Source organism: Blastococcus litoris (assembly GCF_003075095.1).
Taxonomy (GTDB): domain Bacteria; phylum Actinomycetota; class Actinomycetes; order Mycobacteriales; family Geodermatophilaceae; genus Blastococcus_B; species Blastococcus_B litoris.
The window spans coordinates 170,965-185,461 of record NZ_QCZF01000005.1 but is presented as its reverse complement, the minus strand read 5'-3'; the positions used below and the strand labels follow the sequence as shown (position 1 = coordinate 185,461).

At 70.1% G+C, this 14,497-nt stretch carries 12 protein-coding genes and 1 riboswitch; of the genes, 8 read left to right on the top strand and 4 right to left on the bottom strand.

Annotated elements, in window-relative coordinates; all coding sequences use genetic code 11:
• The first annotated feature begins 109 nt into the window (after positions 1 to 109).
• Entirely contained in the window at positions 110 to 460 is a 351-nt protein-coding gene (locus tag DCS98_RS12590; protein WP_116451717.1) for a cupin domain-containing protein, read from the top strand.
• 59 nt (positions 461 to 519) lie between these two features.
• Here DCS98_RS12590 and DCS98_RS12585 read toward each other — a convergent pair whose 3' ends face one another.
• A complete protein-coding gene (locus DCS98_RS12585) occupies positions 520 to 972 on the bottom strand; it encodes a tetratricopeptide repeat protein (RefSeq protein ID WP_164704541.1) in 453 nt (150 codons plus the stop codon).
• A 208-nt stretch (positions 973 to 1,180) separates the two neighbouring features.
• Here DCS98_RS12585 and wrbA point away from each other — a divergent pair, with 208 nt between their 5' ends.
• Positions 1,181 to 1,780 carry an NAD(P)H:quinone oxidoreductase gene (wrbA, locus tag DCS98_RS12580; protein WP_116451715.1) on the top strand — a complete coding sequence of 200 codons (600 nt, stop codon included), beginning with the start codon at positions 1,181 to 1,183 and terminating at the stop codon, positions 1,778 to 1,780.
• Here the strand turns inward: wrbA and DCS98_RS12575 are convergent, their stop codons facing one another.
• Complete coding sequence (locus DCS98_RS12575) at positions 1,781 to 3,295, bottom strand: PucR family transcriptional regulator (protein WP_116451714.1); 1,515 nt, start codon at positions 3,293 to 3,295, stop codon at positions 1,781 to 1,783.
• Positions 3,296 to 3,440: 145 nt separating this feature from the next.
• On the opposite strand from DCS98_RS12575, the gene gabT reads away from it, so the two are divergent.
• Together gabT and DCS98_RS12565 are read left to right on the top strand one after the other, a co-directional pair.
• Positions 3,441 to 4,790, top strand: a complete 1,350-nt coding sequence (gene gabT, locus DCS98_RS12570; RefSeq protein WP_116451713.1) for a 4-aminobutyrate--2-oxoglutarate transaminase — start codon at positions 3,441 to 3,443, stop codon at positions 4,788 to 4,790.
• A gap of 59 nt (positions 4,791 to 4,849) precedes the next feature.
• Positions 4,850 to 7,894, top strand: coding sequence for an NAD-glutamate dehydrogenase domain-containing protein (locus tag DCS98_RS12565; protein WP_116451712.1), 3,045 nt, complete (start codon positions 4,850 to 4,852; stop codon positions 7,892 to 7,894).
• Positions 7,895 to 7,958: 64 nt separating this feature from the next.
• On the opposite strand, the gene DCS98_RS12560 is transcribed toward DCS98_RS12565, so the two are convergent.
• Positions 7,959 to 9,395, bottom strand: a complete 1,437-nt coding sequence (locus tag DCS98_RS12560; RefSeq protein WP_116451711.1) for an aldehyde dehydrogenase family protein — start codon at positions 9,393 to 9,395, stop codon at positions 7,959 to 7,961.
• Positions 9,396 to 10,008: 613 nt separating this feature from the next.
• On the opposite strand from DCS98_RS12560, the gene DCS98_RS12555 reads away from it, so the two are divergent.
• On the top strand, positions 10,009 to 10,227 hold the full coding sequence (locus tag DCS98_RS12555; RefSeq protein WP_204262193.1) for a hypothetical protein: 219 nt from the start codon (positions 10,009 to 10,011) through the stop codon (positions 10,225 to 10,227).
• A gap of 386 nt (positions 10,228 to 10,613) precedes the next feature.
• Here DCS98_RS12555 and DCS98_RS24115 read toward each other — a convergent pair whose 3' ends face one another.
• Positions 10,614 to 10,832, bottom strand: a complete 219-nt coding sequence (locus DCS98_RS24115) for a luciferase domain-containing protein (protein WP_476727145.1) — start codon at positions 10,830 to 10,832, stop codon at positions 10,614 to 10,616.
• A 721-nt stretch (positions 10,833 to 11,553) separates the two neighbouring features.
• Positions 11,554 to 11,663: riboswitch (SAM riboswitch) on the top strand.
• A gap of 162 nt (positions 11,664 to 11,825) precedes the next feature.
• Between DCS98_RS24115 and metF the strand changes: the two genes are divergently transcribed.
• The 3 genes from metF to DCS98_RS12530 all read left to right on the top strand — a co-directional run bounded on the left by metF (position 11,826) and on the right by DCS98_RS12530 (position 14,311).
• The gene (metF, locus tag DCS98_RS12540; protein ID WP_241037795.1) at positions 11,826 to 12,722 is read left to right on the top strand and encodes a methylenetetrahydrofolate reductase [NAD(P)H]; all 897 of its coding nucleotides are present in this window, start codon (positions 11,826 to 11,828) and stop codon (positions 12,720 to 12,722) included.
• A gap of 191 nt (positions 12,723 to 12,913) precedes the next feature.
• A complete protein-coding gene (locus tag DCS98_RS24110) occupies positions 12,914 to 13,303 on the top strand; it encodes a tyrosine-type recombinase/integrase (RefSeq protein ID WP_116451707.1) in 390 nt (129 codons plus the stop codon).
• A 174-nt stretch (positions 13,304 to 13,477) separates the two neighbouring features.
• Entirely contained in the window at positions 13,478 to 14,311 is an 834-nt protein-coding gene (locus DCS98_RS12530) for an RNA polymerase sigma factor (protein WP_116451706.1), read from the top strand.
• The last annotated feature ends 186 nt before the right edge of the window (positions 14,312 to 14,497 follow it).

Here is a 14,497-nt window from a genome sequence, read left to right as displayed (position 1 = left end):
TGTGCACTGATGGTGCATCCGTGGACTGATGCTTGCGGGTTCTGACAACAGCGGTGGCTCCACCATTCACCAGAATCCGGGTGACCGCCGACGAACTGGAGGAATCCCCATGACCACGATCAGGTCCGCCACTGCACAGACCGCGACGCTCGAGACCTGGCAGCCCGAGGGGGTCACCGTCCACAGCGGAGAGCCCGCTGGGCGCGGCTTCACCCTCTTCGAGGACTTCACGGACGGCGCCCGGGGATGCGGCTTCTTCGAGTGCGACCCCGCCAAGACCACCTACGAGCTCACCGAGAACGAGATGATCTACGTCCTCGAGGGCGAGGCCCGGATCGAGCTCGAGGACGGCAGCTTCGTCGAGGTCAAGCCCGGGGACGCTGCCTTCCTCCCCAAGGGACACACGTCCACCTGGACGTTCAAGACCCGCTTCAAGGAGTTCTGGGTCCTCGCGGACTGACACCTTCCAGGTCCGCTCGGAGCCGCGGGGCCCACGGGGGGCGCCGCGGCTCCGCTGCGTCATCCGCCAGCTGAGTCAAGAAGTTCGGCGCGCAGCTGGCGGCTGGCTATGGCAAGTGCATGCCTGGCGCCGAGCGTGCGCTCGGCCTCGACGACGGTGTCCGCCAGTACGATCAGGCCCTGCTCGTGACGACCGGCATCACGATGGGCGAGCGCCAGCTCGTAGCGTGCCTCCAGGGTTTCGGGAGCGGACGACCCGAGCGAGCGCTCATGTGCCAGCAGGACCCGCTCGAAGTGGGGCAGGGCCTCGGACACGCAACCCCTGCTCTGCAGCACCACCGCGAAGTGGCGACGGAGATCGACGGTCCTCGTGTGCTCCGTGCCGTGTACCCGCTCGAACTCCTCGAGGGTGCGCTGCAGCAGCTCCACGGCGGCCGGCGGGAAGGTTGTGGCGTCCCTGAGCTCGGTGACCGAGTGGGTCGCGGCACGCTGCGCTTCGGGCTCGTAGCTCATGCTCATCCCCCTGCCTACCGCCGACGTCGGCGATCTTGCGTGCGTTCACGGATCCGCGCAACTACCCCGCCGGCCTGGTGGCTTTCTGCATAGGTCCCCAAGGGGCGCGCGACGGAGAGTCGAGGTCGGCCCCTGTGATCTCGCTCGATCGAGAGCATCCGACCTCGTCGGGTTTGTCACGGGGGCTCCACGATCTCAGAGGAGAACCATGCCGAACATCGCCGTCGTCTACTACTCATCGACCGGGAACGTCCACCAGCTGGCCACCGCTCTGGCCGAGGGAGCAGAGGAGGCGGGCGCCGAGGTGCGGCTGCGCCGCGTCCCCGAGCTCGCTCCGCAAGAAGCGATCGACTCGAACCCGCTCTGGCGGGAGCACGCCGAGGCGACCACCGACATACCCGTGGCGACTCCGGCCGACCTCGAGTGGGCCGACGGCTACGCGCTGGGAACCCCTACGCGGTTCGGGACGCCCGCGGCCCAGATGAAGCAATTCATCGACACGCTCGGCGGACTGTGGGCGACCGGCAAGCTGGCCAACAAGGGTGCCACCGCGTTCACCAGCGCCCAGAACGTCCACGGAGGGAACGAGTCGACGATTCTCACGCTGTTCAACGTGTTCTCCCACTTCGGCGCGGTGATCGTGCCGCCGGGTTACACCGATCCGCTCCTGTTCGAGGCCGGCGGCAACCCCTACGGCATCTCCACCGCCTCGGGTGGCAAGTCCACCACCGCCTCCGACGCGGAACTCATCGCGGCGCGGTACCAGGGCCGCCGACTGGCCGAGATCACGGCCAAGCTCGCTGGCTAGCTAGTCGCCGCCGGGTGGGTGGAGGGCGATCCACAGCTCGGCACGCGCGCCGGGGTCCTCGAGGTCGCGGCCGAGGAGGTCGGCTGCCCGGTGCACGCGCTTGCGCAGCGTGTGCCGGTGCACCTTGAGCTGCGCGGCTGCCGGCTCCCACTGTCCGTGGTGAGCCAGCCACACCCTAATGGAGCGGACCAGGTCTCCCGCTCCCGCCCGGTCCGCGGCGACCAGCGGAGCGAGCAGCGCGTCCGCGAAGGCTCGCGTCGCGGTGGACTCCAGAAGGCCGCCCAGGCCGGGAACGGCGAGATCGGGAAAGGCGACGATCCCGCCCTCCCGGCTGCGGCCGTACTCCGCGGCCTGCCGTGCCTGCTGGACGCCCTCGGCGAGCCGTGCCCAGGCCACCGGCCGGGACGAACCGATCGCCGCACCTCGTAGCCGGGCCGCCAGGACACCGAGCCGCACCGGTAGGGGCCCCTCGGCCGAGACGAGGACGACGAGCGCCTCGTCGAGCTCCGCGGAGAACAGCGGCTCGTGCTCGTGGGCGGCGGCGTCGGCGGCGACGTCCACCGCGGCGGAGCGATGCTCCTCACCACCCAGCACAGCGACGACGTGCAGCGGCTCTTTGGGCAGCTGCTGACCGAGTTCGCCGGCCACGGCCGCGACCGTCCGCTCCTCCCCGGCCAGCAACAGCCGCAGCAGCGCCGCGCGCAGCGCCGCCGTCGCGCTGTCCAAGGCTCTGGACTGCTCCATCCGCAGGGTCAGCAGCAGGGCGGTCGCGTTGACCACGTGCCGGTCCGCCGGCGGGAGCGGCCCGGAGCGGCCGACGGCGAGGAAGCCGCGCGTGCGCGACCCGGTGCCCAACGACTGGATCAGCACCGTCTGCTCCGGGTCGCTCAGCGCGGCACTGGCAGGCGCCCGCATGCCGCGCAGCCGGTCCAGCTCGGCCTGCAGCCCCGAAGCTCGCCGGGCGGCCGCGCGCGGAGCGGCTTCCACGGAGGCACCCACCGCGTCCAGCAGCAGGGCCCAGCCGCCGATCGATCGGGCCAGCCGGCCGAGCACCGCCGCCGGAGCACCGGGAGCCAAGGCTGCCCTGGTCAGCTCCTGCTGGGTGGTGGCCGCGCGGGCGACCGCGGCGTACTCGTCGGCTGCCAGGGCCGCCGACACGCCGCGCGAGATCGCGATGAAGGGCGTTCGGTGAGGCACTTCGAGCAATGGGAGGCCGGCGTCCTCGGCAGCCTCCACGAGAGCGGCAGGCACGACGTCCTGGCCGACCCCGATACCGAACCCCAGCGCGGCGACGCCGGCGCGGACCAGCCGGCGCACGTACGGTTCCGCCGCCTCTCCGTGGTCCAGCGCGAGCCCTGTCATGAGCAGCAGCTCCCCGCCCTCCAGGAACGGAGTGGGATCCGCCAGTTCGCTCACGTGAACCCAGGACAACGGCCGGTCCACCGGAGCACCTGCGCTGAGCAGGCGCAGGCCGAGTTCGGGCTGGGCGACCAGATCGGCGACGGTGACCGGCACGCGAGCTCCTCTCACACTGCACGACGGCCGGTGCCGCAATGGACATCCAGAGGGGCACGGCGCGCCGATCCGGACAGTACTCGCAGCCGTGCGTGCAGCTGAGACTCGATGCGCGTCCGTTCACCCGTCGAGGTCAGGAGTCGCCATGACCGATCTGCTTGCACCCCAGTCCTCCCCGACCCAGGAACGACGGCTGGTCACCGAGATCCCGGGCCCGCGGTCGCGAGAGCTCATGGCCCGTCGTTCGGCGACTGTGTCTGCCGGCGTCGGCACCACGCTCCCGGTCTTCGTCGAGCGTGCCGGCGGCGGCGTGGTTGTGGACGTCGACGGGAACTCCCTCATCGACCTGGGGGCGGGTATCGCCGTGGTCAACGTCGGCAACGCCGCCCCGCGCGTGGTGGCCGCCGTCCAGGAACAGGTCGCCTCCTTCACCCACACGTGCTTCATGGTCACGCCGTACGAGGGCTACGTCGCCGTCTGCGAGGAGCTGGCCAGGGTCACGCCGGGCGACCACGAAAAGCGCTCCGCGCTGTTCAACTCCGGCTCCGAGGCCGTCGAGAACGCAGTCAAGATCGCGCGGGTGGCCACCAACCGATCGGCAGTCATCGTCTTCGACCACGCCTACCACGGCCGCACGAACCTCACGATGGCGCTGACGGCTAAGAACATGCCGTACAAGAACGGGTTCGGGCCGTTCGCCCCCGAGGTCTACCGGGTGCCGATGTCCTACCCGTTCCGCGATGCCGACGGCTTCTCCGGCGCGGAGGCGGCGGCCCGCGCCATCCGCCAGATCGAAACCCAGGTCGGCGCCGCGAACGTGGCCGCAGTGCTCGTCGAGCCCATCCAGGGAGAGGGCGGCTTCGTCGTGCCGGCGCCCGGCTTCCTGCCCGCGGTGGCCGAGTGGTGCAGCCGTGCGGGTGCGGTCTTCATCGCGGATGAGGTGCAGACGGGCTTCTGCCGCACCGGCGACTGGTTCGCCAGCGAGCACGAGGGAGTCGTGCCCGACCTGATCACCCTGGCCAAGGGCATGGCCGGCGGCCTGCCGCTGGCCGCCGTCACCGGCCGCGCCGAGCTGATGGACGCCGTCCACACCGGCGGACTCGGCGGCACGTACGGCGGCAACCCGCTGGCCTGCGCCGCCGCGCTGGCCTCGATCGAGACGATGCGCGAGCTCGACCTCGCCGGTGCTGCCCGCGCCATCGGCGACACCATGCTGCCCCGGCTGCGCGCGCTTCAGGCACGGTTCCCCACCATCGGCGACATCCGTGGCCGCGGTGCCATGATCGCCATCGAGCTGGTCAAGCCGGGCACGACCGAGCCGGACCCCGCGCTGACGGCGGCCGTGGCCAGCCACTGCCACGCCCAGGGCGTCGTCGTCCTCACCGCCGGCACCTTCGGCAACGTGCTGCGGTTCCTGCCGCCGTTGGTGATCGGTCCGGACCTGCTCTCCGAGGCGCTCGACGTGCTCGACGCCGCGTTCGCCGCGGTGTCGTGACCGCCGCCCCGCTACGCGAACGGGTCCGGCTCCGTCAGGCGTCAACCGGGGCCGGCCCGATGGTCGGCGTGGTTGTCGAGTGGCCTGGCGAACGGCCGCTGCTCGCCGACGTCGTCCCGGTTTTCGAACGACTCGGCGTCCGTGTCGCGAACGCGCTGTCCCTGCCGGACGACGACGAGTCGGCGACCCCCCTGGACCTGCTCCTGCCCGACGGCGTGGCGCCGGCAACCGCGCTGCAGGCGCTGGACGCGGCGCTCGCTGCGGCGTGGGCCGGGGAGACCGAGCTGGACGGCCTGGCCCGGCTCACCGTGACGGAGGGCCTGCCGGTGCTCCAGGTCGGCGTGCTCCGTGCGGCATGCCGCTACCTGGCACAGACCGGCACGGGGCTGTCCCGCGGCTACATCGAGGAGACGGTCCTGGGCGCGCCGCGGTTCGCGCGGGCGCTGGTGCGGCGCTTCTCCGCGCAGCACGACCCCGACGCCCTCGACGCCGCGGTCGACGCCGCGGCGGGCGAGGAACTCGACGAATTGCTGGGCCAGACCACGAGCCTCGACCAGGACCGCATCCTGCATGGGCTGCGCGACGTGCTCGACGCCGTCGTCCGCACCAACGCCTTCCAGGACCCCAACGGGCGGCCACCGGCCCAGCTCGCGCTCAAGATCGCCTCGCCCCGGCTTCCCTTCCTCCCCCCGCCCCGGCCCTGGGTCGAGACGTTCGTCCACTCCCCCACCGTCGAAGGGCTCCATCTCCGCGGGGGTCCGGTGGCGCGTGGCGGCATCCGCTGGTCCGACCGCCCCGAGGACTTCCGTACCGAGGTCCTGGGCCTGCTCAAGGCGCAGCTGGTCAAGAACGCGGTCATCGTGCCGGCCGGAGCCAAGGGTGCGTTCATCGTGCGTGCCGACCTGCGTGGGTGTGACCGGGCTGCTGTGCGTCAACAGGTGGCGGCGGCCTACCGCTCATTCGTCTCCGGGTTGCTCGACATCACCGACAACCGCGTCGAGGGCCGTGTGGTTCACCCAGCACGCACGGTCGTGCTCGACCAGGACGATCCCTACCTCGTCGTCGCTGCCGACAAGGGCACCGCGACCTTCTCCGACCTGGCCAACACGCTCGCGATCGAGCGCGGTTTCTGGCTCGGTGATGCATTCGCCTCGGGCGGATCGGCGGGCTACGACCACAAGGCCATGGGCATCACCGCGCGCGGCGCCTGGGTCTCGGTGCGCCGCCACCTGCGCGAACTGGGCATGGACGTCGACACCGACGAGATCACAGCGGTCGGCATCGGTGACATGTCCGGCGACGTCTTCGGCAACGGGATGCTGCTGTCGCACCAACTCCGCCTTGTCGGTGCGTTCGACCACCGGCACGTGTTCCTCGACCCGGACCCCGATCAGGCGGCCTCCTTCGCCGAGCGCCGCCGCCTGGCCGCGCTGCCCGGCTCGTCGTGGGCCGACTACGACAGCTCGGTGCTCTCTCCAGGCGGCGGCGTGCACCGGCGCGACGCGAAGGTGGTTCCCCTCTCCCCCGAGGTCCGCCACCGACTGGGCATCGAGGCGACCGAGCTCACGCCGGACGAGGTCGTGCGGGCGATACTGCGGGCGCCGGTCGACCTGCTGTGGAACGGCGGCATCGGCACCTACGTCCGAGCCGACGACGAGACGGACGCTGCTGTCGGCGACAGAGCGAACGACCGGGTCCGGGTGACCGCGGGGACGCTGCGCTGCCGGGTGGTCGGCGAGGGCGGCAACCTCGGGTTGACCCAACGCGCGCGGATCGCCGCAGCCCGCGCCGGGGTGCGGCTGCACACAGACTTCATCGACAACTCGGCCGGCGTCGACACGTCCGATCGAGAGGTGAACCTCAAGCTCCTCCTGGCCGGACCGGTGCGGGACGGCGAGTTGACCGGCGTCGAACGCGATCAGTTGCTGCACGACCTGACCGACGAGGTGGCTGCGGCGGTGCTCGCCGACAACGCCCACCAAGCCCGCGCCCTCACCGTCTGCGCCGACCAGGCACCCTTCCTGCTCGATCGGCACGCCGCACTCATGCGGAACCTCGAGCAGCAGGCCGGTCTCGACCGCACGCTCGAGCACCTGCCGTCGGAAGCCGACATCGAGCGGCTACGCGCGGCAGGTGGCGGGCTGACCCGCCCGGAGGCGGCGGTGCTCCTCGCGTACTCCAAGAACCTGGTGCGGAAGGAGCTGCTGAGCAGCGACGTCCCCGAGGACCCGGCGCTCGGTGCGGTGCTGGGGCGCTACTTCCCCCAGGTGGTGCGCGAGCGCTGGCCAGACCGGATCGCTGCCCACCCGCTGGCTCGTGAGATCACCGCCACGCAGCTGGCCAACGACCTGCTGAACCGGGTCGGGCCGGGGTTCCTGCACCGGTTGGAGGAGCGGCATGGCGTGCCCACGCCGGTCGCGGCTCGAGCGTTCGCGGTCGCCGAGCAGGTTCTCGGGCTGGATCCGGTGTGGGCCCTGCTCGACGAGGACGTCCCGCCCGCGGTCGAACGACTCGCGCTACCAGAAGTGCATCGGGTAACCGAGCGGGTGGCGGACGCGCTGCTGCGCCGCCATCCCGCACCGTCGTCGCTCACCGCGGCCGCGCCAGGCCTGGCCCGGCTGGCCGCGCGCGTCGTCGAGGGTGACCCCGAGCGGGCCGACCAGTTGTTGGCGGCGGGCGCTCGTCCCGCGCTGGCCCAGAGCGTCGCCGTCCTGGTCCGCCGGGCGGAGGCGGTCGACCTGGGGTGGGTGGTCGAGCGAACCAGACTGCCGGTCGAGGCGGTGGTCGCCGGCCACCTCGCACTGGCCAATGCCCTCGGGCTGCCGGGTGCCCGCGCGGGCGCGGTGGAGGCGCCTGGCGACTCGTCCTGGGTCCTCACTGCCAAGACCGCACTACGCGAGCAGTTCGACAAGCACGCCCGCGCGCTGACCGCAGCGATGCTCGCATCCGACGACGGCGTCGACGGCTTCCTCACCCGGCACGCGGCGGCAGTCGACCGGTTCGCCGCCGTCCGGAGCGCGGCTTCGACAGCCCGGGACGACGCCGTCGCCCTGCTGGTCGTGCTCACCAACGAGCTGTACCGACTTCGGCAGAGCGCGGCCTGATCCCGCCCTTGCCGGACCACGCCGAGGCCCCGGTCCGACCGGACCGGGGCCTCGGTTCGTGGGCTCAGACGTCGATGCCGGTGAGGACGAGCACCCGTTCCTCGGTCAGGTCCTCCATCGCCGCGTGCACGCCCTCGCGGCCGGTCCCGGAGTCCTTGAGGCCGCCGTAGGGCATCTGGTCGGCGCGGAAGCTGGGAACATCGCCGATGACAACCCCACCGACCTCGAGCTCGCGAGCAGCGCGGAATGCCAACTGCAGGTCGCGGGTGAAGACGCCTGCCTGCAGACCGAAGCGGCTGTCGTTGACCCGGCCGAACGCCTCGTCCACTGTGTCGACGACGTCGAGGACGACGACCGGCCCGAAGATCTCCTCGCACGCCACCTTGGCGGTCGCAGGGACGTCGGTCAGCACGGTGGGCGCGTAGGCGGCACCGGCCCTGGTGCCGCCGGTGAGCACCGTGGCGCCGGCGGCGACCGCCTCCTCGACCCAGGTCTCCACCCGGCGGGCGGCCGCCTCGTCGATCAGCGGGCCGACATCGGTGGCGTCGTCCGCGGGATCACCGGTGCTGAGGTTCTGCACAGCCTCGACAACCCGCTCGGTGAGGATTCCGGCGACGTCGCGGTGCGCGAAGACCCGCTGCACCGAGATGCAGGACTGACCGGCCTGGTACATCGCAAAGGTCGCGATGCGGGACGCAGCCCAGGCGAGAGCATCATCGTCCTGGTCGGGGGCCACGACGACGGCAGCGTTCCCTCCGAGCTCCAGGGTGACGTGCTTGCGGGGCACGGCATCACGGATCGACCAGCCCACGGGCACCGAGCCGGTGAACGAGACGACGGGCAGTCGGGGGTCGCGGACCATCTCGCCGGCGACGTCGTTAGTCACCGGGAGGACCGACCACGTCCCTGCCGGAAGATCCGTCTCGCCCAGGATCTCACCGAGCAGCAATGCCGTCAGTGGGGTCGCGGGGGCAGGCTTCAGCACGATCGGCGCGCCGACCGCGATCGCTGGCGCCACTTTGTGGGCGACAAGGTTCAGCGGGAAGTTGAACGGTGCGATGCCCAGTACCGGGCCCCGGGGTGCACGACGCACCAGGGCCATGCGTCCGGTTGCGGCGGGATCGGTGTCCAGCCGCTGCAGGCTGCCCGACCAGCGGCGGGCCTCCTCGGCGCCCCAGCGGAAGGTGGAGACGGCGCGGTTCACCTCCAGCCGGGCCCACTTCAGCGGCTTGCCCGACTCCGCGGTGATCAGGGCGGCGACCTCCTCGGCACGCTCGCCCAACCGCCGCGAGACGTGATCGAGAGCCGCGGCGCGCCGGTGTGCCGGCGTGGCCGCGCAGGCGGCGAGTGCATCGTGCGCGGCGGCCGTCGCTGCCTCGACGTCCTCGGGCGTAGCCAGAGTCGTGCGGCCGACCACGCGGCCGTCGTGCGGCGAGACGACCTCTAGGATTTCGGCGCCGGAGCCCGGCTCGCCGGCGATCCAGTACGGCGTGACCGTCATGTTTTCTCCTCGGTCGAAGGCAGGGTGGCGAGTCGAGGCTCACGTATCACGCAGTCGCGTGCGAGGTGCCAGGATGTCCACCCATGCAGCCAGAGGACGCCTGACCGGCCACGGTCCGTGGATCGATGGTCCGAAGCGACGGAATCTTGCCGGTGCCCGCAGACCGGCGTGTTCTCGCCGTCCACGTCGGCGGGCGTTCCTGTCCCTGACAGCAGCGCAGCCGCGGAAAGAGCGCGGCAGTCTTTCGGGCCGCCACCTAGGGAGCCGCAACGAGCCATCTGCGACGACCTCTATGCCCGGCCCCCGTCCAGGCCGTGTGCATCCCCTCCAGCAGAGATTGGTCTGACGCACACCCCGCCCCCTGTCGCCAGTAGGTGCTCGACGGGGCCCCGGCCCGCCCACTTGTCCGAAGCGGAGTTGCCGGGTGCGTGTTGAGCAAGCGGAAGCTGCAGCGCCACTGCGACGGCGTCCCGGTGCGCGTACACGACGACGGCGGCATCCCCAACCTCACCGGCGCAGCTCGGCCGGGTGTGAGCGCGCGACGCCCGAGGTAAGCAGCGCCGGGGGCCGCCGGCCGGTGGCCCAGGACGACGTCATCGAAGGAGCCACGGCAATGGACGACATGACGCACGGGTTTGGCCCGATCGAAGGCGCCGACCATGGTTTGGCCGACGGCGAGGGCGGGCCCGCGGATGACGGCGCCATGGACGTCGGTGCCGCGGGAGGCGGGCACGGACCCGCGGACGGTGGTGCGGCAGGTGGCGGCTCGGACGGCGGTGCCGACGGCGGTGCCGACGGAGGTGCCGACGGTGGCGCCGACGGCTCGGCCTGACCGAACGCGTGATCCCGCGGGGCGGGGCGGAGCAGCTGCACCGCCCCGCCTCGCGGCGGTGCATCGACATGGACCAGGGGTCCGTCGTCGACTGGGCGCTCGGCCGAGTCCTTGATGTACTCGCACATCGCCACGGCAACGACAAGGAGCAGCTGACCGCCAACCGCTATCGGGTCATCCATCGCGGGCGGCTTTCGACATGACTGCGGCGCCGTCGACTGAGTGACTGACGACTTGGCAGCCGTCCGGTGGGATGCAGGAAGTGGCTGCGCTCGGCACGGCCGCGGACCCGCCGCTTCTTAGGGGCCGGCGGTCTTGCCACGCCGTGAGCCGGCTCCTAGCTGGCGGGTCCAGGCGTCGCCGAGCGGCCGACCTTGCAGCCTCCGCTATGTGGGCTCTGCGGCCACCTCGCCCATTGCCCATGCATAGCTCACCTGGACCAGGTGCCAGACAACTTCGAGCTCACCACGGTCTCGGGGGCCGAAGACAAGGAAAGCGTTTTGAACGGGATGAGGCACGCCCCATCCGCTACGGGTGGCGGCATCCCTCGCCCAATCTGGAAGGGAGAGATGCAGACTGCCGTCGTGATGGGGGTGCAGGTGCATGAACTCGCGGCCGCCCTGAAACCGGTCGGGAGAAGCAGATCCGACGTTCTCCGGCAGGTGCAGAGCACGGGCATGCTTAACGGAAACTAGCGTAGGAGCCATGTAGACATAAGGCAATGCGCGCATCCGCGACCAAAGTTCCTCTTGCACCATGACAGGAGCAATTTGCGACCTTTGGGCGTGCGGAGCCGGTCCAACAACCTCAGGTGCTGGGCCAGGGCGTTGCGGAAGGGCGCTAGGGGTAGCCATATTCGTCAACCTACTATCCGTCGGCGGCCCGTAGCCGAAGAGCGCGCCTCCCCTAGGTCGTTCACTACCGAGTCGTGAGTGGGCCGTCGACGCGAGACCGGTGAGGTTTCTGCGCCCGTTCTACACAGCCGCTTCTCAGTACCGCACCTGCCTACATGGCCGGCGCATCGCTGAACCTCGTCCGGCTCGGCGACGAGGTCGACGACCTGCGCGGAGCAGCGGCAGAAGTCGCCGTCCGTGTTCCCGAGCACGGCCCTCGTTCGTCGGCGGCAGCTCTGCGACCTTCGCAAGATGCCTCTCCTCGTGACGACCTAAGGATCCGAAGCGAACGGTCGCAGGCTGCTCCGGCGGGGCGCGAGAATTCGGCATCACCTGGGCGACGACGGCCTATCTGGGTGGGCCCACCTGTGGTGACGGCGGTCACGTCCGCCGACCTTGCTGACAGAACGTCCATTGCCTTAGCTTCTATCCGGGTCTCGAGTGCCAGCGTCAAGCCCCGGCTCGCTGGCCGGCAACCCTCCGCTGCGGTGGGGTGCCCCGGGTGACGACCTGGCCCTGTCGCCGGCAGGGCAAGCGCAGCGACCAACCTGGCCGTCCTGCGCGCCGCAGCGACGTCCTGGAGACGCCTTGTCCCACCAAATGTCCCGGCCACTCCCCCGCCGCCTGCGAGGCGGCGCCCTGGCGGCGACTCGCCCGACCGGTCCCATGCCCATACGCGGATCGCTCTCCGGGATGGGGCCGACGGTGTCCTTCGAGTTCTTCCCACCTAAGGCGCCGCGCGGTGCGGCCGAGCTGTGGAGTGCGTTGCGCGAGCTCGAGCGCCTACAGCCATCGTTCGTGTCGGTGACCTACGGTGCTGGCGGCTCCACGCGGGAGGGCACCCTGGCGGTGGCCGAGCAGATCGCGACCGAGACGACCATGACGCCGCTGGCGCACCTGACCGCGGTCGACCACAGCGTGGCCGAGCTGAGGCAGACAATCGGTCGGCTGGCGGCGGCTGGGGTGCGCAACGTGTTGGCCCTGCGCGGCGATCCACCTGGAGCTGATCCGCAGGCCGAGTGGGTGGCCCACCCGCATGGGCTGCGCTACGCCGCCGAGCTGGTGGAGTTGGTGCGCGCGATGGGCGACTTCTCCGTCGGCGTCGCGGCCTTCCCGGAGAAGCACCCGCGCTCCCCTGACCTCGCGACCTGTGTCGAGAGGTTCGTAGCCAAGTGCCGTGCGGGGGCGGACTTCGCGATCACCCAGATGTTCTTCCGCGCCGAGGACTACTTGCGGCTGCGTGACCAGGTGACCGCCCGGGGCTGTGACGTACCGATCATTGCCGGCGTCATGCCTGTCACCAACGTCCGCCAGATCGCTCGCATCGTGCAGCTGTCGGGCCAGGGCTTCCCCCGCAAGCTCGCAGACAGATTCGCCGCCCTGGACGGCGATCGGCCGCAGGACCGCGCTGCGGTGCGCGCTTACGGCATCGCGGTGGCTACCCAGCTATCGCAGCGGCTGATCGACGAGGGTGCGCCTGGCCTGCACTTCATCACCATGAACAAGGCAGCAGCCACCACTCAGGTCTGCGCCAACTTAGGCCTCAGTAATGCGCCAACGCTGGCCGCGTCGGGCGCCGCTGCGGCTCGAGACGTCGCCTAGACACGACGCCAAGGCGCGGGCCTGCGGGACAGCCCCCAAGAACCTCAGTGGTAGACCGCCAATCCGTGACGGCTCGACGACGCTGTTTTCCCAGGTCAAGCGAGCGAGGTCCGCACACTGCCAGGCCGTCATGATCGCGTTCGTGGCGGTTCGCCAGGGTCCGCAGCAGGCACTTGAGCAGCTAATTCACGCTGTTCCGAGACGACGGCGGACGTCGGTGGACGGCCACGGATTCACCACAACTGCAACCAGAACGGCCAACAAGTGAGAGCCCCCTCCGCAAGAGGTGCTGGCGGCCAATCTTCCTCGCAAGCAACGGTCGCGACCGCTACGGCTACAAGCTGGCCTACGAGCAACTCCTTCGGCTCTCCAAGACCGCGAGCCTTCCTGCCGGCGTGAGCCCTCACAGCCTGCGCCACAGCTACGCGACCGAAGCGCTGCGCCTAGGCGCCACGCTGCAAGACGTGCAGGACGCGCTCGGCCACGCCGACCCGCACGACGCGGCGCTACGACAAAGCCGTCACAACCTCGACCGCTCCCCCAACTACCTACTCGCCAGCGCACTCACAAGGGCCCACTGAGCCTGTGACACCCCCTCTGAGCAGCGGAAACAGGTACGCTCAACCTGGTCGATTGGGTGCCGAGAAAAATCTAAAAAAAATCTTGGTCGAAGCGAGGGATCTCCCTGAGGGCCGGACTTAAGAGGGACCAAGCAGCGAAGTTCGTTGCTTGATGCCTCGCTCCGGAGACCGCGCATGAGCCAGCCGCCCCACCTCGCCGGTGGCTGGAGCGCGCGTGAGGAGGACTTAGAACCCCCACAGGGCCTCGAGAGCGACGAAGAGCGACTCCGACGCGAAGACCGCCTCGTTGACGAGGACCGCCACCCAGACGGCGACAGACTCGACCGAATGCTCGGAGACGCAGACCTCCTGCTCAATCTCCAGCTCAGCAACTACTCCCCCAAGGTCTGGAAGCCCATCGCCGAAGAGTTCGCTCGGTACGGCTACGCGGTGATCAGCTCATGGATCCGGCGGGGATTGATCTTCGGCATCGTCACGAAGGCTACCAACTACGGGTTCACGCGAGACTTCGACGAGCGGATCCAGGGCCGCGAGGACGTCCACGACCTAGCGAGCTTCACCGTCGTCAACGCCTTGGACAAGTTCCTCGAGATCGCCCTGAAGAATCACAGCTGGGACCCGAACAAGGGGGCCAGTCTCAAGACCTACTTCATCGGTCAGTGCAAGTGGCAGTTCCCCAACGTCTACAAAGAGTGGCGGCGCACTCAGAAGCGACGGCCCCCTTCGGACTCGCTTGACGACCTGGTCGAGCGCAACGTCTTCGCGCCGGCCCACAACAACGTCGAAGCGTCCTTCGATCGCGAGGCCGAAGTGACCGAGACGCTGGGCAGGATCGAGAGCGCCGAGGCTCAGTCCGCCCTCATCTACCAGGCCGAGGGGTACAGCTACGCGGAGATCGCTGTCTTCCTCAAGCTCGATAGCGCAAAGACCGTCGAGAACCTGGTCACCCGGTGGAAAGCACGTATCCGGGGGACCACACCCACGTCAGGAAGGCGGCAGTCGGCATGACCAAGAGGAGTCACCCCAGGACTTCAGTCACCAAGCTCATCGAGCGGTCGTCTCTGGGCAGCCCCCAAGCAAGCGCCGTGCGCCAGACCGTGCCTTCGTCGCTTGCCGCCAACCTCGTCTCGCGATCAGTCGACCGGGGCACGAAGCGGGATCAGTCAGGAAAGAAGGGCCACAGCTGAGGGATCG